15 protein-coding genes and 6 pseudogenes are annotated in these 26,515 nt (G+C 60.3%); 7 read left to right on the top strand and 14 right to left on the bottom strand.

From position 1 onward, the window contains the following. Positions 1-2: 2 nt before the first annotated feature. From AC0V7N_RS14220 to AC0V7N_RS14200, 5 genes and pseudogenes are all read right to left on the bottom strand, one after another. Positions 3-1,900 (bottom strand): annotated as a pseudogene (locus tag AC0V7N_RS14220) (ABC transporter substrate-binding protein). Further along, positions 1,897-3,791: pseudogene (locus tag AC0V7N_RS14215) on the bottom strand (ABC transporter ATP-binding protein). The pseudogenes AC0V7N_RS14220 and AC0V7N_RS14215 overlap by 4 nt, the downstream one beginning before the upstream one ends. Before the next feature lie 144 nt (positions 3,792-3,935). Continuing rightward, positions 3,936-5,276: an adenylate/guanylate cyclase domain-containing protein gene (locus AC0V7N_RS14210; RefSeq protein WP_475460325.1), complete on the bottom strand. Its 1,341-nt coding sequence runs from the start codon at positions 5,274-5,276 to the stop codon at positions 3,936-3,938. 224 nt (positions 5,277-5,500) lie between these two features. Then, positions 5,501-6,844 carry a nucleotide sugar dehydrogenase gene (locus AC0V7N_RS14205; RefSeq protein ID WP_258582153.1) on the bottom strand — a complete coding sequence of 448 codons (1,344 nt, stop codon included), beginning with the start codon at positions 6,842-6,844 and terminating at the stop codon, positions 5,501-5,503. Positions 6,845-6,956: 112 nt separating this feature from the next. Then, positions 6,957-8,138: a DUF3095 domain-containing protein gene (locus tag AC0V7N_RS14200; RefSeq protein WP_258582152.1), complete on the bottom strand. Its 1,182-nt coding sequence runs from the start codon at positions 8,136-8,138 to the stop codon at positions 6,957-6,959. Positions 8,139-8,212: 74 nt separating this feature from the next. On the opposite strand from AC0V7N_RS14200, the gene AC0V7N_RS14195 reads away from it, so the two are divergent. Together AC0V7N_RS14195 and AC0V7N_RS14190 are read left to right on the top strand one after the other, a co-directional pair. Then, positions 8,213-9,301, top strand: a complete 1,089-nt coding sequence (locus tag AC0V7N_RS14195) for a glycosyltransferase (protein WP_496627902.1) — start codon at positions 8,213-8,215, stop codon at positions 9,299-9,301. Continuing rightward, a pseudogene (locus tag AC0V7N_RS14190) lies at positions 9,298-10,058 on the top strand (polysaccharide deacetylase family protein). The gene AC0V7N_RS14195 and the pseudogene AC0V7N_RS14190 overlap by 4 nt, the downstream one beginning before the upstream one ends. An 85-nt stretch (positions 10,059-10,143) precedes the next feature. Here the strand turns inward: AC0V7N_RS14190 and AC0V7N_RS14185 are convergent. The 3 genes from AC0V7N_RS14185 to AC0V7N_RS14175 are packed head-to-tail and all read right to left on the bottom strand — an operon-like array spanning position 10,144 to position 14,217. Continuing rightward, a complete protein-coding gene (locus tag AC0V7N_RS14185; RefSeq protein ID WP_475458445.1) occupies positions 10,144-10,998 on the bottom strand; it encodes an MBL fold metallo-hydrolase in 855 nt (284 codons plus the stop codon). Between the two features lie 23 nt (positions 10,999-11,021). After that, positions 11,022-11,468 (bottom strand): cyclic nucleotide-binding domain-containing protein, encoded by a 447-nt coding sequence (locus AC0V7N_RS14180; RefSeq protein ID WP_475458442.1) that lies wholly within the window; start codon positions 11,466-11,468, stop codon positions 11,022-11,024. A gap of 34 nt (positions 11,469-11,502) precedes the next feature. Then, the gene (locus AC0V7N_RS14175; RefSeq protein WP_475458440.1) at positions 11,503-14,217 is read right to left on the bottom strand and encodes an ABC transporter transmembrane domain-containing protein; all 2,715 of its coding nucleotides are present in this window, start codon (positions 14,215-14,217) and stop codon (positions 11,503-11,505) included. Between the two features lie 264 nt (positions 14,218-14,481). Between AC0V7N_RS14175 and AC0V7N_RS14170 the strand changes: the two are divergent. Continuing rightward, positions 14,482-15,152: pseudogene (locus AC0V7N_RS14170) on the top strand (class I SAM-dependent methyltransferase). Positions 15,153-15,241: 89 nt separating this feature from the next. Here the strand turns inward: AC0V7N_RS14170 and AC0V7N_RS14165 are convergent. From AC0V7N_RS14165 to AC0V7N_RS14155, 3 genes and pseudogenes are all read right to left on the bottom strand, one after another. After that, complete coding sequence (locus tag AC0V7N_RS14165) at positions 15,242-16,393, bottom strand: glycosyltransferase family protein (RefSeq protein WP_475458438.1); 1,152 nt, start codon at positions 16,391-16,393, stop codon at positions 15,242-15,244. After that, a pseudogene (locus AC0V7N_RS14160) lies at positions 16,390-17,633 on the bottom strand (glycosyltransferase). Before AC0V7N_RS14160 ends, AC0V7N_RS14165 begins: the two are co-directional and overlap by 4 nt. Position 17,634: 1 nt before the next feature. Next, a complete protein-coding gene (locus AC0V7N_RS14155) occupies positions 17,635-18,849 on the bottom strand; it encodes a glycosyltransferase family protein (protein WP_258582144.1) in 1,215 nt (404 codons plus the stop codon). Between the two features lie 435 nt (positions 18,850-19,284). Here AC0V7N_RS14155 and AC0V7N_RS14150 point away from each other — a divergent pair, with 435 nt between their 5' ends. Next, a complete protein-coding gene (locus AC0V7N_RS14150) occupies positions 19,285-19,449 on the top strand; it encodes a hypothetical protein (RefSeq protein ID WP_475458433.1) in 165 nt (54 codons plus the stop codon). Here AC0V7N_RS14150 and AC0V7N_RS14145 read toward each other — a convergent pair. The 3 genes and pseudogenes from AC0V7N_RS14145 to AC0V7N_RS14135 all read right to left on the bottom strand — a co-directional run. After that, entirely contained in the window at positions 19,436-20,038 is a 603-nt protein-coding gene (locus AC0V7N_RS14145) for a histidine phosphatase family protein (RefSeq protein ID WP_475458431.1), read from the bottom strand. The genes AC0V7N_RS14150 and AC0V7N_RS14145 overlap by 14 nt on opposite strands. Before the next feature lie 60 nt (positions 20,039-20,098). Then, positions 20,099-20,269, bottom strand: a complete 171-nt coding sequence (locus AC0V7N_RS14140; protein ID WP_496627901.1) for a hypothetical protein — start codon at positions 20,267-20,269, stop codon at positions 20,099-20,101. Positions 20,270-20,668: 399 nt separating this feature from the next. Then, positions 20,669-20,926 (bottom strand): annotated as a pseudogene (locus AC0V7N_RS14135) (porin); the annotation flags it as partial. Between the two features lie 280 nt (positions 20,927-21,206). Here AC0V7N_RS14135 and AC0V7N_RS14130 point away from each other — a divergent pair. The 3 genes from AC0V7N_RS14130 to AC0V7N_RS14120 all read left to right on the top strand — a co-directional run bounded on the left by AC0V7N_RS14130 (position 21,207) and on the right by AC0V7N_RS14120 (position 26,506). After that, positions 21,207-22,298, top strand: a complete 1,092-nt coding sequence (locus AC0V7N_RS14130; protein ID WP_475458429.1) for a cyclic nucleotide-gated potassium channel — start codon at positions 21,207-21,209, stop codon at positions 22,296-22,298. Positions 22,299-22,521: 223 nt separating this feature from the next. Further along, positions 22,522-23,433 carry a hypothetical protein gene (locus AC0V7N_RS14125; RefSeq protein WP_496627900.1) on the top strand — a complete coding sequence of 304 codons (912 nt, stop codon included), beginning with the start codon at positions 22,522-22,524 and terminating at the stop codon, positions 23,431-23,433. A gap of 7 nt (positions 23,434-23,440) precedes the next feature. Continuing rightward, a complete protein-coding gene (locus AC0V7N_RS14120) occupies positions 23,441-26,506 on the top strand; it encodes an OmpA family protein (protein ID WP_475458426.1) in 3,066 nt (1,021 codons plus the stop codon). Positions 26,507-26,515 lie beyond the last annotated feature (9 nt).

The raw sequence follows: 26,515 nt of genomic DNA, 5'->3' as shown, positions 1-26,515 counted from the left end.
GCTCAGGTCTCTCCAAGCCAGAATGTATCCGGCATATAGACACCGAAATAGGCAGTCGGGTCGTAGCCGTAGAGCGCCTTGTCAGGCAGGTTGCGCAGCCGAGAGGACGCCAGAACCGGCTGATATGTTGCGTTCACCGTGCCGATCGAAAACACCTGATCGGTGTAGATCGATAGCATTGAATTCCAGATTTCGGCGCGCTCCGCGGCTTCGGTTGATGCATTCCAGCGCTTGAGCAAAGCCATCAGCTCGACCACGGGCGGAAGATCGGGCGCCTCACCGACCGTGCCATGAGACAAGTAGTGAGCACCCCAGAGCGGCCATTGCAGTTGGTCGTCGATGGTGGGGGCCAACTGGTACGGGTTCATGTCGGCGGTCGGCACGCCGTTGTCGATGCCCGACCACATCGACATCATGATCTCGCCGCCAAGCGCGCGGCTGCGGAAGATGTCTCGCTGCGAAGTCCGGATGAACAGGGCAATGCCGATCTTGCGCCAGTGATCGGTGATGAGTTCGAGCGCGTCGGTTTCCAGGGTACTTTCGCCGGCCGTTTCCACGATGACCTGCGCCGGGCGTCCGTCGGGAAGTATCCGCAAGCCGTCATCGTCACGCCTCTGAAGCCCGACCTCGTCGAGCAGCGCATTGGCCTGGTCGGGATCATGGGCGACCCAGGCTTTCGCGAATTCCGGCCGGTAGAGCGGGCTCTCCGGCAGGACTGTATCGGCACTTTCCTGCGCCAATCCGTAGAACACGGCCATGTTGATCTCGCGCCTGTCCACAGCGAGCGAAAGTGCGCGGCGCACGCGCACGTCACGGAAGAGGTCACGCCACACCTGGTCGGCACAATTCAGATTGGGCAGCAGCGCCAGCCGCGAGCCCTGTGTGCGTTTCCAGAGATGCATCTTCACCGGGTAGCGCTTCTCCGCGTCCTTCAGGAAGGAGTAGTCGGTGAAGTCAATTCCCATGCATTGCAGGTCGCTCTCGCCCGCGCCGGTCTTGGCGGAAATGATCGCCGACGAGCTGACACTCATGACAATCCGGTCAACATAGGGCAGTTGCCGGCCATTCTCGTCTATTCGATGAAAGAACGGGTTGCGCTCGAAGACGAACTGCTCAGCCGGCGGCTTGGTCCGATTCTGCCAGGGATCGAGCGTCGGCAGATCCGGGTTCTCCGGGCGATACTGCCGCGACATGCGGATATGCAAGAGCGTCCATTTCTTGGCCCGGTACTCCTTCATTAGGCCGGCGAGCCGGAATGGATCCTGATATTTCTTGTGGAACTGCTTGAGATAGGCGGCCGGCAGAACAAGCGGTAGCGGCGAAGCAGCGGCGAGCTTTGGCAGGAAGTCGGGATTGGGCGCATCCCAACTATAGCGGACCGTCAACGGATCGACGATCTCGAAGCGAGGCGGCTTGCCGTCCGCCAGGAGGGCCGGGCGAGCCCGCCTTCCGAAAGCTCATCGTTCAGCCAGACATCTTCCCAACAATAGCGAAAATCCTCCGGCGTCAGCAGGCTACCGTCGGACCATTTATGTCCTTCCCGTATCTTGAAAGTGAAGACGCGATCATTCGCTACATCGAAACTTTCCAGAATGTCGGGTTGCATCTTGAGCTTTTCGTCATAGCCGACCAGCCGAGCATACCCGTAGATCGTCATCATCCGGATATCTTTCTGGCTGCCGATGATCGTGCGCAGCGTGCCGCCATACTGGCCGGGCTGCCGGCCCATCGCAGCGAGATTCAACGCGCGCGGGCTCTTGGGCAGGCGTTCGGCGAGTGCCGGCAGAGCCCTGGCCTTCAACCGCGGTTGAAGAAATTCCGGCTCCAGATCGCCGGCGCGCACCGTGCCCGGCAGAAATGCCGAAGCCATGACGCCAAGGAGGGTGCGCCGGCGGATCAATGGCGTAGCTCGCTGACATCGGCCGAACGTCGGGCCAGCACGAGGTGGCCGCCGCCAAGATCGAGCGGCGACAGCATATCCTCGTCGCCCTCATCGCGGAATTGCGGTCCCCATGCGCTGGTGTCGGAAGCGCCGCTGAGCTTCAGCGTCTTGAAATCCATCGGCCTGTCGAGATCGGGGAAAGGTACCGCGGCGACCAGTGAGCGAGTGTAGGGGTGGATCGGCTTCCTCAGCAGGATTTCGCGCGGCGCAAGCTCGACGATACGCCCGCCGCACATCACCGCGATGCGGTCTGCCATGTAGTCCACCACCGCCAGATTGTGGGATATGAACAGGTAGGTCAGGCCTAGTTCTTTCTGCAGGTCCTTCAGAAGGTTCAGGATCTGCGCCTGGACAGAGACATCGAGCGCCGAAACCGGCTCGTCGCAGATCAGGAGTTCAGGCCCTAGCGCCAACGCGCGCGCGATGCCGATACGCTGACGCTGCCCGCCCGAGAAGCTGTGCGGGTAACGCTTGATGAAGCGCGGATCGAGCCCGATTGCCTGCATCAGGCTCTTGACCGTGGCTAGTCGGGACGCGGCATTGCCGCGTTGATGGATTTCCAGCGGCTCGCTCAAGATGTTCTCCACCGTCATGCGAGGTGAAAGCGACGAAACCGGATCCTGGAAGACCATCTGGATTTTCGCGCGCAGCATGCGCAGGGTGTCTCCCTCGGCCTCTAGGACGTCGATTGATCTGTCGCGGCCGTTGAAGACCACGGAGCCGCCGCTAGGGGTGACAGCCCGCATCAGCATCTTGCTGACGGTGGTTTTGCCGGAGCCGCTTTCGCCGACCAGACCCAGGCACTCACCCCGCCTGATATCGAAGCTCACGCCGTCCACGGCGCGAACAGACGTTTGATGATCCCCGCCAAACCATCCGGACTTGCGGATGGTGAAGACCTTTTTCAGATCCCTGACCGACAGCAGGATGTCGTCGGGCCCCTTCGATGCCGGCGCCGTCTGCTTGCCGAGCAGGTTCTCGACATTCACCGGCACCTCGCGGAGCGCCTTTAGCCTTTCGCCGGGCTTCAGGTCGAAATGCGGGACGGCTGCCATCAGGCCCTTCAGGTAAGGGTGGCCCGGCCGGCGGAATATTGCCTCCACAGGTCCCGCTTCCATGATCTCGCCATGGTACATGACCACCACCTCGTCGGCGACATTGGCGACAACGCCGAGGTCGTGCGTGATCAGCAGCATCGCCATGTTCAGCTTGGTCTGAAGCCCGCGCAGCAATTGCAGGATTTGCGCCTGGATGGTGACGTCCAACGCTGTCGTCGGCTCATCGGCGATCAGCAAAGCGGGCCGGCAGATGAGAGCCATGGCGATCATGGCGCGTTGACGCAATCCTCCCGAAAGTTCAAACGGATACATGTCGTAGGCGCGCTTGGGATTGGGAAAGCCGACAAGGCTGAGCATTTCCTCGGTCTGTGCCTTGCGCTCCGCCCGAGCCATGGGCGTATGAATCTGCAGGGATTCGCTGACCTGGTTGCCGATCGTGTGCAGCGGTGACAGTGATGTCATCGGCTCCTGAAAGATCTTGCCAATGCGGCTGCCTCTCAGCGCCCGGATTTCGGGTCCATCACGCGGCATCTGCAGGATATCCTGCGTCGTGCCGGGCTTTTCAGGATCGGAAAACAGGATACGGCCGCGAACATGGGCTGTGTTCGGCAAAATGCCCATCACGGCCTGGCTGAGAACCGATTTTCCGGAACCTGACTCGCCCACAAGCGCGGTAACCTTGCCGGGCAGCACGCGAAGACTTGCGCGCCTGACGGCATGCAACGGCCCCCCGATAATGGCAAAGAGATGCCAACATCCTCGATCCGCAGCAGATCAAAACCCGAATTCATTCTCACACCAGCCCCACTCTGGCAGTCCAGAAACCGAGACTAGCGCATTGCCAGCTTAGAGCAACTTGGATTCGAAACGGTCGCCAGTGGCGGAACCGACGAACCGGACTGCCTACCAATGGCGTTCGGACCGGATCGTGGCGGTTACTGGAGCTTCGCCGGGTCGCCCGCCGATATCCGCGCGGTATCGCGATGAAGCAGCATGACCTGCTCGGCGTCCGATCTTCGGTCGTGGGCCGGCTCCAGCGCAGCGTCTTCATCGAGTGCGAGAGCACCCGACAGATCGGGTGCAAGCACCGTCAGCTTCTGCTTGATGCCCCGCAGTTCCTCCTTGCCGAGCGTCAACCAGCTGCTGGCGCCGCAGTAGCTGGCGAAGTCTTCGCTGGCGAGAACGCTGTGCGGATATTTCTTGGTCAGGGTCTGTAGGCGCTGGACCTCGTTTACGGCCGAGCCGAAGACAGAGAATGTGAGCCGGTCGGTAAGCCCGACATTGCCGAACATCACATTACCCACATGCAGGCCGATACCAAATTGTATGTCGCCCAGCCCCCGCTCCTTTCTGCGCAGATTGAGATCCATCATGCGCGCGGTGGCCTTGTGCGCTGCCGCAAGAGCAGCCTGGCAGGCGATCTCGGACTGCGAGCGGTGCCTTTCGCAAGGGTAGACGGCGATGAAGCCATCCCCCAGGAAACTCATGATCTGCCCGCCTCTGCGATTGAAAGGTGCAGCAATGGCATCGAAAAACTGGTTCAGCGTATCGATATAGATTTCGCGGCCAGAGGTTTCGGCAAGCCTAGTCGACCCGCGCATATCGCCCATGACCAGTGCGGCCCGGATCGTGTCGCCCTCGCCGCGCTTGATCTGGCCGTCCAGCACGCGCCTGCCGGCGTCGCCGCCGAGATAAGTGGTCATCATGTTGTCGGCGAGCTTGGTGAGCACCGCCATCTTGGTTGCGATAGCGAGATGGTTCTGGATTCGCAGCAGCGCCGCAATCATGCTGTCGCTGAAGCCTGCAGCACTGTCGGTGGACCAAGACCCCAACATGCCCTGACTGGTGTTGCCGTTGAAGGGATGGACGAAAGCCATGTAATCGGTGACGCCCATAAGCTTGAGCTCATCGAAAACAGGAAACTCCGACGGCTCCGACGCGTTGAACCGGCGCCGCAGATGGTCGAGCTTGTTGCTGAGCAGATGGTAGTATGGGCTGGTCAGGAATCTGTCGGACTGCACGCCGCCCTCCTTGCGGAAGCCTTCCATTTCCATGCCCTGGCCGCGAAGCCAGGTGAAGCCAAGCGCGTCATAAAGCGGATGAAGCATCGAAAAACTCAAATGCACCCGCTTCAGTGGCAGACCGGCGGCAGCCAGCCGTTCACAAAAGCCTTTTACCAATGTTTCCAGGTCGTTGCCGGCCAGCGCCGACTGGGTCAGCCAATCGGCAACCTTATCCATGAGAATGGTGGAAATTTCTGCTTGCGCTGTGTTCATGCTGTCTCGAAACCCGTCCATTGATCCGCCATAACTCAGTCCGCCAACGATCCAAAGATAAGCCGCCGAAGTCAACGAGGCTGGCTTCGGCGGCAAAAGCGGCGATGACTGTCCTTGCAGCCAAGGAGCAAGCGCAACTGCATTTATCATTATGTGGCGAGGCTGCCGGCGAAGTGCAATCACGATCCTGACATCGGGCAAAAAATTCGCCGGCTCAGACGCCGTCAGGCCTTCACCACCGTCTCTCGGGCCAGCCCGAGGCGGCCAAAAACATTGCGTGTGTCGACGATCAGAAGGGCGTGATCAGCGATCGTCTGATAGTCGATCGCGTCGTGGTCGGTTGCAACGACGACAGCATCGAAATCCTTTAAGGCCGCCTCGGTCAATTCGACCGAGCAACGCCCCTTGATCGCCATATGCTCCCGTGTGGTCGGGATCTCGGTAACATGCGGATCGTGGAATTCCGCCTTGCCGCCCCATTCCTCGATGAGTTCAATGAGCCGCAGTGAGGGGCTTTCGCGGATGTCGGGCACATTCTTCTTATAGGCTAGCCCGATGATGAGAATGCGCGAGCGGCTGAGCGCTTTGCCGCAGCGCCGGTCCAGTGCCTTCGCCAGTTCATCGACCACATGACGCGGCATGGCCGTGTTGATCTCCGCCGCCAGCTCGATGAAGCGGGTCGGCAGTTCGTATTCGCGCGCCTTCCACGTCAGATAGAAGGGATCGATCGGGACGCAGTGCCCGCCAAGTCCCGGGCCAGGATAGAAAGGCATATAGCCGAAGGGCTTGGTCTTTGCCGCCTCGATCACCTCCCAGATGTCGATGCCCATCGCACCGAGCACGACCTTCAACTCGTTGACGAGGGCTATATTGACCGAGCGGAAGATGTTTTCCGTCAGCTTGACCGCCTCGGCGGTCGCCGTGGTGGAAACCGGAACGACGGTCTCGACCACGTTCTGGTAGAAAGCCTGCACGAGCGTCGCCGCTTCAATGCCGTCGCCTGCCACAACCTTGGGGATCGTCGCGACTACAAAGCTGCGGTTGCCGGGATCCTCGCGTTCGGGCGAGAAGCCGAGGAAGAAGTCTATCTTCGACTGCAAGCCGGTTTCTTCCAGTATGGGCTTGACCACGTCGTCAGTGGTGCCGGGATAGGTGGTCGATTCCAGCACGATCAGCTGGCCGAGACGCAGATGCTTCGCGATGGTGCCTGCCGTGTTCCTGACAAAGGAGAGGTCTGGCTCACGGTGTTTCGTCAGCGGTGTCGGAACGCAGATGATGATGACATCGCAGACGGCCAGTTCGGCAAAGTCCGCGGTGGCGCGGAACCGTCCGCTCGCCACCTGGCTGGCAAGGGCTGTCGACGTCACCGCCTCAATGTAGGATTGGCCGTTGTTCAGGCTCTCGACCTTCTGGGCTTCGATGTCGAAGCCGGAAACCTGGAAGCCGGCGTGTGCGATCGCAACCGCCAACGGCAACCCGACATAGCCCAGTCCGATCACGCCGACCTGTGCGACGCGCGTCGAAATCCGGTTCAGAAGACTGTCATATGTCGATCGTGAGGCGTCCAAAAAACTGCTTTCCCGTCAATTCGGACAGACTACCCGCGCCCATGGCGGGGCTCACCGGGTCCCAAAGAACCATGGCCGAGGCATATTGCCGAAAATCGATTTCCGCAAGCCGTCATTGGACCGGCGCCTTCGCCTTCAGGCTTGCGGCAGCCATCGCATAGCCGCCGTCGGCGCCATCGATGAAATGAACATGATCGGGCTGCAGCGGCGAGATGACGAGGCAGGTCATCAAGGCCGACTTCTGGCGGTGCAGGCCATAGCTGCAAATGCCCGCCTCTTCCGCCTGTTTCAGCCGGTTCTCGATCCGGTGTAAGACATCCGCGTCAACATCGATGGTCATCTTCAAGCCGTCGTCGAACTTGCGGAAATCCGAATTGCTGGCCACCTCGCGTTTGTAGACCTTCGGATCGAAACGGCCGATCGTCCAGCCAAATCTATCGGTGACAGCCGTAAGCGTCATCAGGAACATCACCCACAGCTTCACCCGCCACCGCCGCCCTGGCGGCGCCGTGGCCCGCGCCTCAACATCGAGGCCGGCGGGCAACAGACTGTAGGCCGGCCCGTCCACCGGCACCGGGTGGCCATCACGCTCCTGCCTGCCGGCAAGGGCGATGATGTCGGACGCCAGAAACTGAAAACCGCGCAAGTCTCGCGAAGCCCCCGGTATGGCTATGATCGAGACGATTTCGCCGTGCCGGGCTTCGATCGGGTTCCAGCGGCAGGAGAGGCCCGTCAGATCCGGCCGCGCGCCGGCCGGCGCAGGGTCGATGCGGTAGCGCCCGGCTTTCATCTCGGCTTCCGCCCAACTGCCGCCACCGCCGGCGAACATGGCATAGAAGGCCGCTTCGGAGGCCTGGAACCTCGCCACGCGAACATCGAAGCCTTGCGCTCTTATGTCCTTTATCGGCACGATTGCCGCACGCAAGGTCAGGTCCAGTTCGTCCGCCACCCATCTCTGGACAGAAGCCAGCGCGTTGCGGGCGATCTCAAGCGCCGAGCCGGGAAACGCCACGAGTGCGCCGTCGCCGCCGAAGACATAGGGAAGATCTTGCCGGCCCAGCGCATTGAGCAGCGCCGAAATGACGCTGGCGCCGGCCATATTGACGGTTTTATAGCGCCCCGCCTCGATCGCCTTGGTCGAGCCGACAATGTCGGCGGTGGCCAGCGCCCAGCCATCGGGCAGAGGCCGATAATTGTCGATATCGGCAACGCTTTCGAACTTTGCGAAGACTGGCAAGGAACCGACAAACGGGTCGGACGCGACAGCTGTTTCCATGAGCATTAGATAGCACATTCCAACGCTTGAAGGTGAAGTCGATCGTGCTTCGAAATTGACTTGCGCAGGCTTTCCGATGATAGGGTCGCGCGATGCGAATTGCCTTCTACGCGCCGCTGAAGTCACCCAATCATCCCGTCGTCTCCGGCGACCGCCAGATGGCACGGATGCTGGTCAAGGCGCTGGAGCACGGAGGGCATAGCGTCGAACTGGCATCTGAGTTGCGCTTCTATCTACGCCAGCCGGAGCCGAAAAGTTTCGATGCGCTCAAGATAGAGGCCGCGGACGAAGCCGCGCGGCTGACCAAGCTTTGGCATCGTGACGGCAAGCCCGATCTCTGGTTCACCTACCATCCCTATTACAAGGCGCCCGACTTGATCGGGCCCGAGCTGGCGTCGACCTTTGCTGTCCCCTATGTGACAGCGGAAGCCTCCTATTCCAGGCGACGCAACGCCGGCTTGTGGGCCGATAGCCAGGCGTTGGTGGCGCGAGCCATCGAAAAGGCGGCGCTGAACATCTGCTTCACCCAAAGGGATCGCCAGGGGCTGACAGATGCGATTCCCCAGGCCGTTTTCGATATGCTTTCGCCCTTCATCGACACATCGGCATTCCGCGACATGCCGTCACGGGGTTGTCCGACGCGCCTCGTTACCGTCGCCATGATGCGCCCGGGCGACAAAGTCGAAAGCTATCGCATGCTGGCGCAAGCCCTCGGCTCGATCGGCCACCTGCCCTGGACCATGTCGGTCGTCGGGGACGGGCCTGCCCGTGACGAGGTCAAAGCGCAATTCGCCGGCTTGCCCGCCGACCGTATCGAATGGCTTGGCGCGATCGAGCCGGCCGCCGTGCCGGATGTTCTTTACAGCGGGGGAATCTACGTCTGGCCGGGTTACGGCGAGGCCTATGGCGTTGCCTATCTTGAAGCACAGGCCGCCGGCCTTCCGGTGGTGGCTCAAGACATTGCCGGCGTGCCGGAGGTCGTGCGGGATGGCCAGACCGGGTTTCTCACTCCGCCGGGCGATGTCGAGGCGTTCGCTTCCGCCATTGCAAGGCTTCTGGCCCGTAACGACGAAAGAACCATCATGGCCGCACAAGCCAGACGTTTCGTCCTCGAGGAACGTTCCCTAGGCGGTGCAGCGGCGCGGCTGGCCGAACTTCTCAAAAAGATCCCGGTCTCATGACATCCGACCCCATCTGGCAGCCCTTGGTGGAAGAACTGGCGCGCCTGCAACGGGCGGGCCGCAAGGCGGAGTTCTGGCTGCGCGACGATGATGCCGTGGATCCGACGCCGGCGCTTGATCGGCTGCTCGACCTCACCGGCGAATTCGCGGTTCCGGTCACTCTGGCCGTCATTCCGGCGCAGACCGACGGGAAGCTTGTCGTGCGGCTTGACGAGGCGCCGCAGGCCACGGTCGCCATCCATGGCTGGGCGCACCGAAATCATGCGCCCGAGGACCAGAAAAGCAGGAGCTCGGCGTGCATCGGCCACGCGAGGCGGTGCTCGATGAGCTGGCTCGCGGACTGTCGCACATAGCCGGACTGCACGGCACACGTGCCGTTCCGATGCTGGTGCCGCCCTGGAACAGGATCGACGCCGGCATGGTATCCGACCTTGGATCGATAGGGTTTGCGGCATTGTCGGTCTTCGGGCCGCCGAAGCCGGCTTCCCTGGCGGTCATCAACAGCAATGTCGACATCATGGATTGGCATGGCACGCGCGGCTGCCGCGACCATGGCCTGTTGGTTCAGGCCATCATCGCGCAATTGCAGCAAGCATTCGACGGCGGCGAACCGGTCGGCCTGCTCACCCATCATCTCGTCCATGATGAATCGGCCTGGCTTTTCCTCGAACGGCTGTTCGCAGTCACCGCGCGGACCGAAGCCTGCGCATGGCTTCCGATCCGGACATTGATTGGGCGCAGCGTCGCTGGAGCATGATCCCGAAAAGTGGAATCCGATTTTCTCGGACAAACGGTTTCCGTTTGTCCTGAGATCATGTTCAAACAAGGAGAGGAAAAATAGCTCAGCGCTTTTTGGGCAAAGAGACCGGGAATTGGAGCGTAAGGCCATCCCGCGCCGCAAAAGCGCCGGCAAACCTGTCCTTGGCCAGTTTCTCCATCGCGTCCAGTTGCTCGTCGGTGCGTGTCGGATCGTGGTGAAACAGCGCGAGCCCTCGCGCACCGGCCGCCTCACAGAGCTTGACGCCCTGTTGCCATGTCGAGTGCCCGTTCCCGCGACGGCGTTCCATTTCCTTCTCGGTGTAGGTGCAATCGTAAATGACGAGGTCGGCATCTCTGATCAGGCCGAGCACCGACTGATCGAGTTTGTCCGGCTCGTGCTCGGTGTCTGTGATCACCGCCACGACGCGACCTCCCCATTCGACCCGGTAGCCTATGCAGCCGCCCGGATGGGTTAGACTGCCGGTCCGAACCACCACCCCTTCGCGCGGCCGAAGCACGTCTCCGGACACGAAATCGCGGCAGTCGAGCTTTGCCTTGCAGACGTCCATTTTCACCGGAAACCACGGCGGCCGTATGAACTCATCGATCATCTGCCGGGTCGTCATGCGTCCTGCAAGATGCCCGGACCAAACCGTAAGTTTGACGCTCGGGTCAAAGATCGGCGCAAAAGCCGGCAGCCCGATGATGTGATCGTAGTGGCAATGGGTGAAAAACAGGTCGAAATCGGTCACATCCGCCGCCTGAAACGCCCTGCCGGCAGGCCGCAAGCCCGAGCCAGCGTCGAACAGAAGCGTATGCTTGCCGCATCGCATCTCGATGCAGTTTGTGTTGCCGCCATAGCGAACGAATTCTGGCCCGGATACCGCAATGCTGCCGCGCACGCCCCAAAATCTGACCTGGAAAAAATCGTCGTCCATGCTACTTTTCGCCCATCGTAGCTCTAGGCGGTTCGTGCGTCGATCAGATCCGCGGTCGTATGGCTTAGCCGGTCGGCAAGAACACGCAATATCTCGATGGTCATTTCCGGAAACTCCTTCATAAGCCTCAGGAAGTGATCCTTGCGGATTCTCAAGGCCTCCAGATCACTCGCCGCTCTGACGGTGGCAGTGCGGGAGCTGTTGCACAATATGGCGATCTCGCCGACGATCGAATTTGGCAGCAGTTCGGCAACTTTTATCGGCCCGCTGTCGGAATCGACCAGAATATCCGCCCTGCCCGAAAGGATGACATAGGCGGCGTCTGCCTCGTCGCCCTGCCGGAAAAGGATCTGGCCGGCGCTGTAGCTCACGCGATCGGATGTGAACGCGAGCAGCTTGAGCTTTGCCGGCTCGATGCCAGAGAACAAGGGAACGCGTTGCAGCATTCCAACTTCATCCTTGAGCAGCATTGTCGCAAACCTTCCTAAATTCGCGTCTGCCAGACTATGACAGAAGTTCCTTGAAGATACCGTTCTCTGCCAAAAGTGTCTCGTGCGTACCGTCCTCCACCAATTGGCCTGAGTCAAAGACGATAACGCGATCGAACATCATCGCCATTGCCGGACTCGTCACGACCCACACAATTGCCGGCGCATGGTCGTCGCGTCTGGCTTCCTCGAGCACGTTTCGCAGCACCTTGTCCTGAACGCGCTGGTCGAGCGCCGACAGCGGTCGGTTGAGAATGAGAAAATCAGGACGCTTGAGCAGGGCCCGGGCAACATCGAGCTTCTGTCGCTGTCCACCGGTCAGCCGCCTGCCGCCGGCGCCGACGTTGAAGTCCAGGCCGACATCCAGAAGCTCGGCGTAAAGTCCCAGCTCGTCAAGAATGTCGTAGACGATGGAGCGTATGCGGTCCGGCGCGTCGGGATGGTTGTTGCCCACACGCCCGAACAGGACGTTATCCATGACGGTGGCCGCGGCAATGTATTTGGCAGGATCATACCGTTCGATCGCACCCTGCAGCTCGGACGGCAGGTTTTCATAAAACTGGTTGCGTGCGGCGACGATCTTGCTCATCAACTCGTCGCTCAGCAGACCGAAGCGGTGCCGGGGCTCGATATAGGCAAAGCTCAAGGTGATGATCATGGCCCGGTCGGCCTCCGAAACCACCTCGTAGGGACGGTTCTTGAGCCGCTGCAGCAAGGTCTCGTAGGCGGGGATCTCCTCGGCGCTCATGAAGGCGAGCTGCTGGAAGAACTGGTGATCGGGCGGCAGGTCGGCAAACAGCTCGATCGCCTGTTCGGCGATCTCCATGCCCATTTCGTAGAGCGTGCGGTCGAGGCCGGCTTGCTTCAGCACAGAAGCAAAATAGGGATTGGCCGCCAGTGCCTTGTCGGCCAGTTCGGGGCCGGCGGCAGCGCCGAAGAGCAGGTTCTGGCCGATCGTCGCTTCGGTGTTGTAAGCGCCCGGCTCGAAAGGAACCACCAGTTCGCGCAGCCCTTCCTGTTCCAGCCGGGTTCGCAGCGCTGCACGCAGTTCGACGATCCGCCCGGCAAGTTTCGTGTGACGCGTGAGGTCGGCCGACGAGCGCAAGCCAAGATCCAGAATGTCGCGCGACAGAAGAACCGCGTCGAGCACCCGGCGCACCGCTTCAAAGAGGTCGTGCGGGCCGGTAGCACCGGCGGAAGCATAGTCGATCCAGTCGCTATGGGTATCGAAATCCGGATTGCCCGACCGGCGCGCCTCGTCGATGTTCCAGCGCTGCTGGTCTGCCGCGGCGCCGTCATAAGTCACCGATGTCAGCGGCGCATGCTTCAGCCCGTAGAGCAGGTTATCGCGCAGGCTTGCGTGGAACAGGAAAACATCCGACGAGGCGTAGGACATCCGCCGGCCGGTCACTGCTTCGGGGAGTTCAAGCAGGTCATCGGCGCCCGAAGCGACCTTTCCGCTTTCCGGCCAGTTCAGCCGCGCGAAAGCTTCTGCCAGCGCCTCCGCTCCACCTGTTGAGGTGCTGACCAGCGCCACCGTCTCAGCCGGCTTGACCTGCATGGAGATACGGTTGAGGAGCATTGCACCGCCATCGTCTGCTATGGACAGACCGATCGCCGACAGAGGGTTTGTCATCGGACCGGGATCGTCGACCGTCAGTGCTCCGATTCCCGGCGCAATGATATCCTCGACGGTGAACTGTTCAACGACCTGCTGATATTTGACCTGGACGTCCTGCCGATCCTGATCCCAGTCGATCAGTTCCTTCATCGGTCCGGGCAGGTCCTTGTAGGCGCCGATCACGGCCACGAGCTGGCCGACGTCCAGCCGGCCCCCGATGACCAGATACCCGCCGATCATGTAGAACAGAAAGGGCGTGAGCTGCGCGAGAAAATTGTTGAGGAACTTTACCATGAACTTCCATTGGTAAAGATCGAAGCGGATCTTGAAGATCAGCCCGAGCCGGGCAGCTATGTCGGCGCGCTCGTAGTTTGACGTGTCGTGGACGTGAACCGCGCCGATGCCGTCGACGATTTCGCCAACCCGGCCCGAAAGCGCGCGCGCCGTCAATTGCCGTTGGCGCCCGAGCACGATCAGCCGCCGCCGCATTCGCGGGATGAGCACGATCTGGATCGCCACGATCACGAGCGCTATCGTTCCGAGCCAGACGTTCTGGACCATGATGAACAACATGGCTGTCAGCGCCTGGCCGCCGAGCAGCACCGGCTGCAGGAAGGCATCGCCGATGAAGCCGCCCAGCGGCTCCACCTCGTCCTTTACCATGGTCGCCACTTCGGCGGATTTCACCCGCTTGAAGTAAATCGGCGGAAACCGCAGCACACGATCGACCAGATCGAAGCGGATACGCCGCAGCATGCGTTCGCCGAGGCGACCCTTGTAGGTGTTGATGTAGAGTTTGAACAGGCCGTTGATGACGACCAGCAAGAGGAACACAAGGCTCAGGGCAAGCAGCGTCGCCGTCCGGTCGAGTTGAAAACCGGAGAAGAACTGGACCTCGCCAATGAACGGCAGATTATAGTGCAGCCTCATGAATGGCAGGGTCGCGCCCGGTTGCTCGAACCCCTTGCCCTGGATCGGGCCGTTGACGATCAGCTTCGGCAGATCGAAGGACATGAAATACGGGATCATCGAAAGCAGGACGATCATCAATATCCAGATCTGCTGCTTCCTGGTGTGCTTCCAGATATAGCGGGCTAGGCTGGGTTCCATATGCGGCTGTGGGTCCTTCAGTTGGCAGGATGCAGGATGCAAAAGCACCTGCCGGCGAAGGGCGTATCGGCAATGTCTTCGTCGCCAACGACAAACTCGAAGCCGCAATGCATGCAGGACACCAACGGTCCGGACAGATGCAACCGGTTCTCTCCAGGCAATGGCGAAGCGGCTAGCAGCATAATCATGTCCGCGGATCAAACAGCCTTGCAGGGGCAAGATTGCGTTGTGTCGCCCGAAATCCCACCCTACAAGACGAATATGATGGATGTCACGCAACCACGCAATGCCGGCTTGGACGGGCACGAGCAAGCCCTGGACCTCACGCGGGGAATTGCTGCCTATGTCAACCACCCTCTCGTGGCCGGGCTGGCGCGCGTCATCGCCAAGCATCCGAGGGCCGATATCGCCAACGCCTTCAACCACAAGCAGGTCGCCTGCAAGATGTGGGCGCTCGACAAGCTGTTCGAAAGCGACGGCGGCCGGTTCGGCGCATATGGGTTCTGGGCGGATGGTACGGCGTATTGCCGGCAATGCTTTTCAACGACGCCCGTTTCGACATCGCGGCGATCGACAGCATCGACATCGATCCCGAAGTCGGGCCGGTCGCACGGACCCTCAACCGGGAAGCCGGCGACCGCTTCCGGGCCCTGACGGAAGATATGTACGCACTAGACTATGCGGCCGGGCGGCCCGACCTGGTGGTCAATACGAGCTGCGAACACATAGCCGATCTCAGCGCCTGGCTTGCCCTGCTTCCGCGAGGCACGAATGTGCTGCTGCAATCGAACGATTATTTCAGCGAGCCGACGCACATTAACTGCGTGCCTTCACTTGCAGCCTTCGAAGCCATGGCGGCGCTGCGGGAGATCAGCTTCTCCGGCGAACTGCCGACAAAAAAATACACGCGCTTCATGCTCATTGGAACTGTTTGAAGCGCGTTGCGCGAATCGAACCCAGACGCGGCCCCACGTTGGAGCATGATCTTTTCCGAAAACCGGATTCCACTTTTCGGGATCATGCTCTAGGATTTCGGGGACCAGGTTCGATACCGGTCGCGCAGAATCTGCGCCGAGCGACGCGCGCCTTCCAGATCGAGACTATGCGAGGTTGGCGCCGGCCTCGCAAGCGCCTGTTTAACCGCTTGCGCCAGACCTTCAGGCGTCAGGTCCTTTTCCGTCAGTACCGTTGCAAGACCGAGCTCTTCGAGCATCAGGGCGCGAACCGTCTGTTCGGTTTCCCCGCTGGCTGCAAAGGGAACGAGCAGCGAGCGACACCCCGCGCGCAGGATATCGCAGACCGTGTTGTAGCCCGCCTGCGAGACCGACAGGCGGGCGCCAGCCAGCAGGCTGGCGAAATCCTCGCGGAACCGGAAGATGGACAGGCCCGAGGTGGCATCGCCTGCAATCGCGTCAAACTCGTCTTTCGGCAGGTTCGGGCCGGTGATCAGACACCATTTCCAGGCGTTGTCGGCATTGCGCGCCGCTGCGATGGTGGACCGGACAAGGCTCTTTCCCGCAGCCCCGCCGCCAACCGACACCAGAACGTCGAAGCGCTCGGAGGCCGCGGGCGCCCGCGGTGCGGCAACGAGCCCTGTGTAGGCGACCTCGGCCCTGATCGCGCCGGCCGGTGGAAATGTCTTGTCGATGGTTGCGAAAGCCGGATCGCCATGGACCATGACAAGGTCGAAATGCCTGTTGACGAGATCGACCGTTTCCTCGTTTCGGCCCGGCTTGACGCGCTCCTGAAGGATGTCGCGCACGGACGTCGCCAAAAGCGGTCTGGGCGACGTCGCTTCGATGGCCTCGATCAGCGGCAAGAGTTCGAAACGCATCTGCCGGCGCCCAAAGGGAAACGCCTCGACAATGACGATATCAGGCCTGCAATCCCGAAATGCCTGCAGCAACATCTCGGAGCGCGATTTCTTGAAATCATCGTCGATGGGTTTGCCCTGCAGGTCGACAAGCCCGGAAAATCCTTCATCTCCGGAGGTGACAGGCGGCAAAGTTACAGATTTTACACCCGGTCCCGGAAACCCCGCGATCGGCGCTCCGCCGGTCACGACGGTTACGTCAAACCCGTCATCGGCCAGAGCAGCCGCAATGCGGCTGGCGCGCGCGAGATGGCCGATGCCGAGCAGGTGCTGGACATAGAAGAAAGCGCGCAGCCGCTTCATTCGGCGGCCCGCCACTCCCGCTCGAACAGGTCCTTGAGCTGTCCAATGCTTGCCACATGATCGAAATTGCCGCGCACGCGCCGCTCTGCGGCGTCGCCGAGGCGGGCGCGCAGCACGGGATCACGGATCAGGCGCTCCAGCGCCTGTGCCAGGGCAATCGGGTTTTCCGTGGGAACCAGCAGCCCGGTTTCATCCGGCGATAGAAGCTCCGGCACGCCGGAAATATCCGTCGACAAGCAGGCAAGCCGCTGGCTAGCCGCCTCCACCAGAACATTCGGCAGACCGTCCCGGTCGCCATTTGCGGTGATCCTGCAGGCCAGGGCGAAGATGTCGGCGCAGCGGTAGTGCTCAAGCACCTCCTCCTGCGCAAGCGCGCCTTTCCAAGAGACGCGACCATCCAGTCCGAGCTTTCGCGCCAGCGCCTTGAGCCCTTCCAGTTCCTCGCCGCCGCCGATATGCTCGAAACGCCACGCCAAATCACCAGGCAAGAGGGCAAGGGCCTCCAGCAAGGTATCGTAACCTTTCTTTTCAACGGCGCGCCCGACACTCAGAACGACAACCGGTTCGTCCTGCGCCGAGCCGTCATGCTGTTTCCGCGTCTCGCCGAAACTGCCGAAGCGATCAAGGTCGAGCCCATGATAGCTCAGATGCACAGACGAGTTGCCGTTAGCGAGTTTTTTCAGACGGTCGAAACCGACTTTCGTGCAAGTGACCGTCCAGCGCGCCGAGGCAAGCTTGCCAACCAGATCCCAGTCCGCCGAAGTCCAGATGTCCTTGGCATGGGCCGAGCAGCTCCAGGGCAGGCCACGAAGCTGGCTGGCATAGCGCGTCACCGATGCCGGCGTGTGCGCGAAATGTGCATGCAGCCAACCCGCGTCTTCCGGCCATTCGGCGGCCAGCACGAGCGCTTGCCCGAAGCGGCGCACGCGATTGCGCGTAAAGTCGCGGGGATATCGGCCGCCAGCGATCCGAGAGCGCGCCAGAAGCCCGGCCGCAGCAGACAAGCAAACAGCGAGCGAACCACGCGCAACGGCTCTTCATGCAGATATTCCGGCAGATAATGGACGGGCGCTTTGATCTCGTCATGCACGGGGTGGCGTCTTGCGTCGGTCGGCCGCCTGAGCGCGACGAGTATCAGGTCGAACCCCGCACGCTCCAGACCGAGCAGTTCCTGAGCGATGAAGGTTTCCGACAGCCGCGGATAGCCCTTCAGAACCACGACGATCTTGCGATGTTGCAACTCAGTTCATGCCTTCAATGACCGAAAGGTGATGACCGGCCCGCCGGTCGAGCAGTTCTGCAACGATTTCGGAAATATGAGGCAGCCCTTCCAGCGTTAGATGCGGATTGCTCTGCGATGGGCGAGGCCGGTCCGGCAGAACCTTCAGTGCATCGGCAAACCGCTGGGAATCCTCGGCTTCCTCCGGCAAAAGCATCTCGATGAGGCCTAGTTCAGCTGCGCGCCGCGCGCGGATCAGTTGTTCCTCGCGGGGCTTGACGCGCGGCACGATCAGCGCCGGCTTGTCGAAAGACAGTATCTCGCAATAGGTGTTATAACCGCCCATCGCCACCACCGCCTTGGCGCCGGCAATCAGGTCTTCCATGCGGTTGTCGAACTCGATGATCTTGATATAGGGAATCTTGGACCCCTTCCTGAGCAGCTTGTTGCGCTTGCGCGCCGGCATGTAAGGCCCAAGCACGATCAGCGCCCTATGCTGCAATTGCGGATCCTGCTGATAGGCATCGATGACGTCGTGGATCAGTTCGGCGCCGTCACCGCCACCACCGGTGGTAACGAGGATATAGTCGCCCTCGGGCCGGTGGCCGGGCAACTCGTTCTTCTGCAGGCTGCGTTGCAGGAAACCGACGAACTTCATCTTTGCCCTGACTGCCGGCGGCACATCCAGGCCGGTCAACGGATCGTAGAAATCCGGCGGGCCATAGGCCCAGACCTTGTCGTAGAACAGGCCTATCTTGCGCATCACATCCCTACGTGCCCACTCTGCTTCGAGCAGATGCGGCGCGTCCATCACCTCGCGCAGGCCAAGCACGAGCGTGGTGCCCCGCGTCTTGAGGTAGGACAGCGTGTCCTCGATCTCACCGCGCAGGCCGAGTGGTTCCTTGTCGACGATGAAGATATCCGGCCTGAAGGTCTCGGCTGTGTGGCGGATGATTGACTGGCGCATCCTTAGCGTCTCATGCAGATCGATATCCTTTTCCAGCGAGGTGTATTCGCCGTTGCGCAGCTTGATGACGCTGGGGATCTTCACGAAGTCGACACGGGCGCGGTAGTCGAAGGCGCCAGCGATGGTCGCACCCGAGATGATAAGCACCTGAAGTCCGCGGAAATCCTCGACCAGCGAATGCGCGATCGTCCGGCAGCGCTGCAAGTGGCCGAGCCCGAACGTGTCGTGGCTGTACATGAGAATTCGAGCATTGTGTACGTGCTGGGTCATTTTGAACGTCTTTTAGAATTCTCGCCTTGAGGACCGTGGGTGACCCCACAGGCTTCGAAACCGTCCTCGCAGGGTCTACCGACCTCTTTTGAAACATGAGGCCGCAATTTTCAATTTGTATTACCCAGGAGGGTCCAAGGATGACGCTCTCCTGATTGTGTCTTCAGGCTGATCGTCGTCCGCTATACGACTTTCGACAATGTCGTCCAAGCTCATTAATCACTTCGAGGTCAGGCTATTCGAGCCGCCGCGTGACAGCGCCTCGTGGCTGAAAGTGGCGCCGGGAGTAGGGTAACGACCTGCGAAACTCGGCGAAAGGGCTATTTTAGCGTGGAAAGGCATAGGATTATCTGCGGCTTGTTGACTATCGACGCCACATCATCAATTGGACCTCGGTTGTCGGCAAGCTATTGATTTTCAGAAGATAGGTTCTGATTGGCTGCTGGCGACAAAGGAGCAGCGGGAAAATCTGACGGTATTTCCGGCGATACATCCAGGAGGGATCGAGTTCCGGCGGCCAAACGCTTCCTGTGCAAGGCGCTTGCCATCCTGACGATCGAGCTTCAGGGCAAATGCATTCGCAAATTCAAATCCATGTGAATTGGCGCCCGTCCAAGTGAAGCACCGCGTCATGGGGGACGGCAAGCGCCATCGCCTCGTCCTGTGTCAGGCCGGCGAGCATGAAGGCCATTACCCTTATGTTCCCGGTATGCGACACGACGAGTACCGGCTGCCCCGGATCGAGATCGGCCAGGAAGCTTTCCATTAAACGCGCCAGATCGGCGTAGCTGTCACCATCATGGGAGTCGAAATTCCAGCGGTCCGCCTTGCGTCGGCGGCGCTCGGCGGGAAAACGCTCCTTTACCTCCAGCGTGGTCATCCCCTCCCAGCGGCCGAACGAGGCTTCCGCGAGACGAACGTCGATGTTGACCTGGCTTTCGGCAATCCCCACTTCCAAAGCCGCCATGGCAATCGTCTCCCGCGCCCGCTTGAGCGGCGACGTATAGGCCGCGATCCGGGCAGGTTTCACGCCGAGACGTTCGAAATGAGCCTTCAGCCTACCGCCATTTTCCGTGGCCTGCCGCCGCCCGGGAACCGCCAAGGAATGGTCGCTGCGGCCCTGAAAGCGCCCCTCGGTATTCCACCGGGTTTCTCCGTGACGCATTGCGAAGAGTAGGCGTTTGACCATATTTGGCCTAATCGGCCCGAAGCTGTGATTTTGGCCAAATTGAGGAACAATCAGAGAACATTATGGCTTGCCCTTTGCCTGCGACAGGAACATGGTGACGTTTTCGGCAGTAAATTTGAAGCCTCTGCGGTCAGGGATCCGGAAGGCCGGCGGCCCAAAGGCCCGTTCACCAAGCTCAGGGCTTCGGGCGGGGTTTGGGACTGGAAATGAACGGTCCAAGATCACCGGCATCCACCCCACGCGGTCGCACTATCCTATCTCCGCCGACAGGTCCTGAACGACATTACTTCTCTGATCTTGCTATAACTGTATCGTATCTTGGAAGTCTGAGAAGAAACCATCGAAAAATGATCAGAGGGTTCACCCTCTTGAATCGCTTCGTTCGTCATCAATTGCCACACCGCCGGAGTGGATAGATCAGCCCTATCCGCTCGGAAGCGTCCTTTCAAGACATTTGAATCACGCGATTGTGATCTCATCCGCCCATCAGCGGATCCCACGAAACCAACCACGGACCCTATTCAGCTATCGATACCCCCATCCTTCTGTTGGCCTTGACCCAGTCACAAAACAAAAACAGCCCGGGCGCTTGCGCGCCTGGGCTGGATTTCAGCTCTAAGGAACCAGCCCTTAGAACGAGCGCTGGAAGCGGAGGATACCGCCGACGCTGCTCTTCTTGTCGGCGCCGGTCCAGTTGGAGAAGTCGGCGTCGTCGTACTTGCCTGCATTGAGGTAATCGACTTCGGCCGTGACCGTGAAGCCCGGAACGACGTCAAAGGCGATGTTCGCAGCGACGCCGAGGTTCTTCCGCTCGTCATACGAGATCTGAATGTTGAACGAGGTCTTCTCGCTGAACTTGTAGGTGCCACCGCCCCACACTGCCCACGACAGCGCTCGACCGACCTGTTCGAAAGCAGGACGGCTTCGTGTGGATCGGGCTCGAGTGAAGCGACGTTCCGATATTTCAGTTTTCCGTCGCTATTGTCCGGATCGGGTCATTCTCGTCGGTTGTGGCCTGTCTGTTCACGTCCGGTCACGAAGCAATCCCGGACATCCGAGTTCACCGTTGGTGATTCACATCGCAGCGACAGTAAGCACCTTTACGCTTGCCTTGAAGGCATCCTATTTTGGAGGGTATAGCCGCTCGTGGGCGTAGCGTGGGCATAGAATGTCGGTAATGCCTTTCTTAAGAATTTACGCGCCGCTCAACGCGGTGCTGGCTGCGCCTGGGCTTCTGGCGATGGCAGCGCTCACAATACCGGACATGTCCGGACGAAGCAGACTGGCTCTGGCTGCCCTGCTCGCTGTCATCTGGGGCGCCTATCTCCTGCAACTGGCCGCGACGCTGCTCAAGCGCCGGACGGGAGACCTTCGGGACAGGACGCCCAAAATCGCCATCGATGTGCTCGCGGTCTTGGTTCCACTCGCCGCATTTCTGCTCGTCGGCACGCCCGACCGGGGCCTCTACTGTGCTGTCTGGCTGCTGAAACCGCTGCGCGACTCGACGTTCTTCCCGGTGCTGGGCAGGGTCCTGGCCAATGAAGCGCGCAATCTGATCGGCGTCACCACGCTTTTCGGCGTCGTTCTGTTCGCTGTCGCGCTCGCGGCCTATGTCATCGAGCGCGACATCCAACCGGAAAAGTTCGGCAGCATCCCCCAGGCAATGTGGTGGGCGGTGGTCACGCTTTCCACGACCGGTTATGGCGACACTATCCCGCAAAGCTTCGCCGGCCGCGTCCTTGCCGGAGCGGTCATGATGAGTGGCATCGGTATCTTCGGGCTCTGGGCCGGCATTCTTGCCACGGGCTTCTATCAAGAAGTCCGTCGCGAGGATTTCGTCCGCAATTGGCAATTGGTCGCCGCCGTGCCGTTGTTTCAGAAGCTCGGCCCGGCCGTGCTGGTCGAGATCGTGCGCGCTTTAAGAGCTCGCACGGTGCCGGCGGGCGCCGTGATCTGCCGCATTGGCGAGCCCGGTGATCAGATGTTCTTCGTCGTGGAGGGGCGCGTCAGCGTCGCGACGCCGAATCCGGTTGAGCTTGGCCCTGGCGCCTTCTTCGGTGAGATGGCGCTGATCAGCGGGGAACGGCGTTCGGCAACCGTCAGCGCCGCAACGGTGGTCTCACTTCTGTCGCTGCACGCGGCGGATTTCCAGATGCTGTGCAGCAGCAGCCCGGAGATCGCGGAAATCATCCGCAAGACCGCGCTCGAGCGGCGCGGGGCGGCACAACGCAACAGTCCATCTACCGACTTGGAGCCCTGAGGCCGCTCCAGCGGCGCTACGACCCCTTCTTGACGTCTGGAAGGCTCGTCACGCCATCCGCGAGTGCGCGCGCAAACACCCGCAGCGTTGCCGTGTAGTTGATGAAGCGGTTCTTACCGAGCTAAATCAGATCGCCTTCCTCGAGCGCGAAACTGCGCCCTGCCGCTGTCGTTATTCGGTTGATCGCCTTGCGGTTGAAAGCCGGATACCGTGAACGCGGAGATTGCGGGGCGTCACCGCTTCGACGAACGCGCTTACCGCCTTTGATCCCGACCAGTCGCGGCTGCCGCTTTTGAAATGGCGTCGCCCCAAACTTCCATTGCTGAGTCGGCGATGCGCCCGGCTGCCTCACGAATCGGCTCAAGTCAAGACGATACCGGCTTGCGAGCCGGGTATTTTGCTGACATGCTCACTTTCTTATATATGGGGTTTTGCACTGTGGCAGGTGTTCAAATGGAAGGGCAAAAGCATGGCAAAGGAATCTTCGAATTCCGTTTCTTCAGAAAAGAAGGCGGACGGAAATCTTATAGGTAACGCAGACGGAAACGGGCTGAACTTCATGGGGGTCCAGGCTCGCGAAAACGGGGGCTCCGGCGACCCTGTAGGTGTCGACAAGATACGTGATCTGCTGTTCGGCAACCAGATGCAGGACTATGACCGCCGCTTTTCCAAGCTTGAAGAACGGGTCTTGCAGCGCTTCAAGGATGTCGAATCCGAGGCCAAGCGCAATCTCGAAATGTACGAGTCGAATGCAAAGAAGCAGATCGATTCGCTCGCGGGGCAATTGCGGAGCGAGAAAGACTCACGAGCCGATGCCGACAAGGAGATCGACCGGAATCTTCGCGAGCAAAATCAGGCCCTTGAAAAGCAGGTGCGCACGTTGTCGGATCAATTGAGCGCGCTTGAGCGCGACGTTTCGGACCGGATAAATCGGAACGATCATTTGCTGCGCGAGGAAATCAAGCAGAAGAATGAAGGCGTTCAGATGCTGATCGAGAAGATGTTTGCCGATCTCAGCAACGTCAAGACCGACCGAAATCTTTTGGCTGGCCTGTTTGTCGAGGTTGCAAAGTGTCTCAATCAGGATCCCGTTGGGAGCAAGAACAACTCGGACCGTAGCTGGAAAGTGAGTTGATGGGACCTTGACGTCAACCGTCGACCCAATCAACCTACCGCAAAGAACAGCCTCGAACGATACAGAGATTGATCGCGAGGCTCTGGCTCGTCTTTTGATCGAAATTGCCCGGAACGTTGATCCGGACTACCGTGCGCAGTTCGAGGCAGTTCCAACCGCCGATCCGCGCATGGAAACGCTGCGCCAGTTGCTGGTCAGCCGCGAAATTTCGGAGCTTTCACGAGTTACGCATCTGCTGGATGAACCGGAGCAGCTCGCGGCAGCCGTGGGCGACGTTCTTCCCAGTGCGGCCGCTCGAGCGCCTCATGCGCAACTCGGCGAGGCCCTTGCGCCAGCTGTCGAAAGGGCTGTGCAACGGTCGATCCAGAAGAGCCCACGCACGCTGACGGATATATTATACCCGGTGTTTCTGCCGGCAATTCGCAAGTCGATCGGGGAAAAGATCGACCAGACCTTTCAGTCGCTGAATGAAACTTTACGACATATATTTACCTGGCACGGGCTCAAGTGGAGATTTGAATCTTGGAGAACCGGCGCTAGCTTTTCTGAAGTTGTTCTTAAGCATTCTCTTGTATATCGTGTAGAACATGTCTTTCTCATTAGCCGCACTTCTGGACTTTTGATATCGCATGTAGCTGCCGACAACGCAACGAGCGAGGATCCTCAGCTTATTTCTTCGATGCTTAGTGCAATTCAAGATTTTGTGAAAGACTCATTTAACGAAAAAGAACAGAGCAGTCTGGACACTATCCGTCTTGGTGACCTTCGTCTCTGGTCAGAAGTTGGACAGTTCGCGACCTTGGTTTCGGTGATCCGAGGAAATCCACCAGAGGAATTACATGAAATAGTTCGCGATGTATTGCTTCGCATCCATGAGGAATGCTCACAGGCTTTAGGGGAGTTTGACGGCGACAGTTCGCAGTTGGCCGGCGTAGAGGCGCAATTGCAGACGTGCGTTGAGCTGAAACAGGAGGAATCAAACCAGGGGTTTCCGTGGCTGGTAGTGGTTGCAGCCCTGCTGCTTTTGGTTCCGGCAGGCGGTTGGTTCCTTCTTTCCTGGCAATCCGGGCAGCGCTGGCAGGCCTATGTGTCGCAACTGGAGACCCAGCCGGGCATCATCGTTGCCGAACAAAAGGTAAGCTATGGCCAATTCTATATTTCCGGCCTGAGAGACCCGCTTGCCGCCGACCCGCAAGCTCTGCTGCACGGAACGCAGGTCGATCCCGCCCGCGTTCATTCGCAGTGGCGGTTCTATCAGAGCCTTGAGCCGGAGTTCGTGTTGAAGCGGCTGACGGCGTCGCTGGCTCCGCCGGATACAGTACGACTTTCGATCGTCAATGATCGCATCGTTGCCGAAGGCGAGGCTCCTGCCACGTGGATCAACCGGGCGCAAGCCGCCGCCCAGCAGCTTTCGGCAGGCGGGCCGGTGTTCGATATCTCCAGGGTCCGTGATGTAAGCCTCGAAGAACGCGAGGCGGATCGCTGGCAGGCCTATGTGTCGCGACTGGGGACCCAGCCGGGCATCATCGTTGCGGAACAGAAGATACGCGACGGCCACTTCTATGTTGCCGGCCTGAGAGACCCGCTTGCCGCCGACCCGCAGTCGCTGCTGTCGGGAACGCAGGTCGATCCCGCCCGCGTTCATTCGCAGTGGCGGTTCTATCAGAGCCTTGAGCCGGAGTTCGTGTTGAAGCGGCTGACGGCGTCGCTGGCTCCGCCGGATACAGTACGACTTTCGATCGTCAATGATCGCATCGTTGCCGAAGGCGAGGCTCCTGCCACGTGGATCAACCGGGCGCAGGCCGCCGCCCAGCAGCTTTCGGCAGGCGGGCCGGTATTCGATATCTCCAGGGTCCGTGATGTAAGCTCCGAGGAACGCGAGGCGGATCGCTGGCAGGCCTATGTGTCGCGACTGGGGACCCAGCCGGGCATCATCGTTGCAGAACAGAAGATACGCGACGGCCAATTCTATATTGCCGGCCTGAGAGACCCGCTTGCCGCCGACCCGCAGTCGCTGCTGTCGGGAACGCAGGTCGATCCCGCCCGGGTTCATTCGCAGTGGCGGTTCTATCAGAGCCTTGAGCCGGAGTTCGTGTTGAAGCGGCTGACGGCGTCGCTGTATCCGCCGGATACAGTACGACTTTCGATCGTCGATGATCGCATCGTTGCCGAGGGCGAGGCTCCCGACACCTGGATAGATCGGGCGCGCGCAGCGGCCCGACAGCTTTCGGCAGGCGGACCGGAATTCGACATCTCCAAGGTTCGCGATGTGAGCCCCGAAGCACGCGCGGCGGAGCATTGGCAGTATTATGTCTCGCGACTTGAGGCCCAACCGGGAATCATCGTCGCCCAGCAAACGGAGAGGGGCGGACATTTCTACATTTCCGGCCTCAGAGACCCGCTTGCCGCCGACCCGCAGTCGCTGTTGTCTGGAACGCAGGTCGATCCTGCCCGCGTTCATTCACAGTGGCAATTCTATCAGAGCCTTGATCCGAAGTTCGTGGTGAAGCGGCTGACGGCGTCCCTGACCCCGCCGAAATCGGTTCTGCTTTCGATCATCCAGGGTCGCATCGTTGTCGTGGGTGAGGCTCCTGCCAACTGGATCAACCGGGCGCGGGCCGCCGCCGAACAACTTTCGGCGGACGGAGTGGTTCTGGATGTCTCGCAACTGCATGAGCTGGACCTTGCAGAACTCAATCATTTGAGAGAGGCCATCCAGACAACCGATATCTTCTTCTCTTCCGGCAAAGTTGTGCCGGGACCAGAGCAGATGCCGGTTCTCGACAGGTTGGCGGATCAAATAAAGGAATTCGCCCAAAATGCCCGCGAGTCAGGCGTAACGGCGCGGTTCATGTTGACCGGCCATTCGGACGGCACGGGCCGTGAGACGGCCAACGCGTCGATCAGCGCCGCCCGCGCGGAGACAGTTCGTGCGCTTCTCAACAAGCGCGGCGTCGCTCCGGAACTGCTGCTGGTTCGGGGCGCGGGCACCTTTGAACCGGCTGTGCCAGAAAATAGTCAAACAGGTAGCTCCACCAATCGCCGGGTTTCGGTTACGGTAAACCTGGACTAGGGCGGAGCC

Source organism: Mesorhizobium kamtschaticum (assembly GCF_056174585.1).
This window is presented reverse-complemented; position numbering and strand designations above follow the sequence as displayed.

Excerpts from the sequence above, each read along its gene's own strand:
- AC0V7N_RS14210 (WP_475460325.1), bottom strand. The coding sequence starts at position 5,276 with ATGAACACAGCGCAAGCAGAAATTTCCACCATTCTCATGGATAAGGTT.
- AC0V7N_RS14200 (WP_258582152.1), bottom strand. The coding sequence starts at position 8,138 with ATGTGCTATCTAATGCTCATGGAAACAGCTGTCGCGTCCGACCCGTTT.
- AC0V7N_RS14195 (WP_496627902.1), top strand. The coding sequence starts at position 8,213 with ATGCGAATTGCCTTCTACGCGCCGCTGAAGTCACCCAATCATCCCGTC.
- AC0V7N_RS14185 (WP_475458445.1), bottom strand. The coding sequence starts at position 10,998 with ATGGACGACGATTTTTTCCAGGTCAGATTTTGGGGCGTGCGCGGCAGC.
- AC0V7N_RS14180 (WP_475458442.1), bottom strand. The coding sequence starts at position 11,468 with ATGCTGCTCAAGGATGAAGTTGGAATGCTGCAACGCGTTCCCTTGTTC.
- AC0V7N_RS14175 (WP_475458440.1), bottom strand. The coding sequence starts at position 14,217 with ATGGAACCCAGCCTAGCCCGCTATATCTGGAAGCACACCAGGAAGCAG.
- AC0V7N_RS14165 (WP_475458438.1), bottom strand. The coding sequence starts at position 16,393 with ATGAAGCGGCTGCGCGCTTTCTTCTATGTCCAGCACCTGCTCGGCATC.
- AC0V7N_RS14155 (WP_258582144.1), bottom strand. The coding sequence starts at position 18,849 with ATGACCCAGCACGTACACAATGCTCGAATTCTCATGTACAGCCACGAC.
- AC0V7N_RS14145 (WP_475458431.1), bottom strand. The coding sequence starts at position 20,038 with ATGGTCAAACGCCTACTCTTCGCAATGCGTCACGGAGAAACCCGGTGG.
- AC0V7N_RS14140 (WP_496627901.1), bottom strand. The coding sequence starts at position 20,269 with ATGCCGGTGATCTTGGACCGTTCATTTCCAGTCCCAAACCCCGCCCGA.
- AC0V7N_RS14130 (WP_475458429.1), top strand. The coding sequence starts at position 21,207 with ATGTCGGTAATGCCTTTCTTAAGAATTTACGCGCCGCTCAACGCGGTG.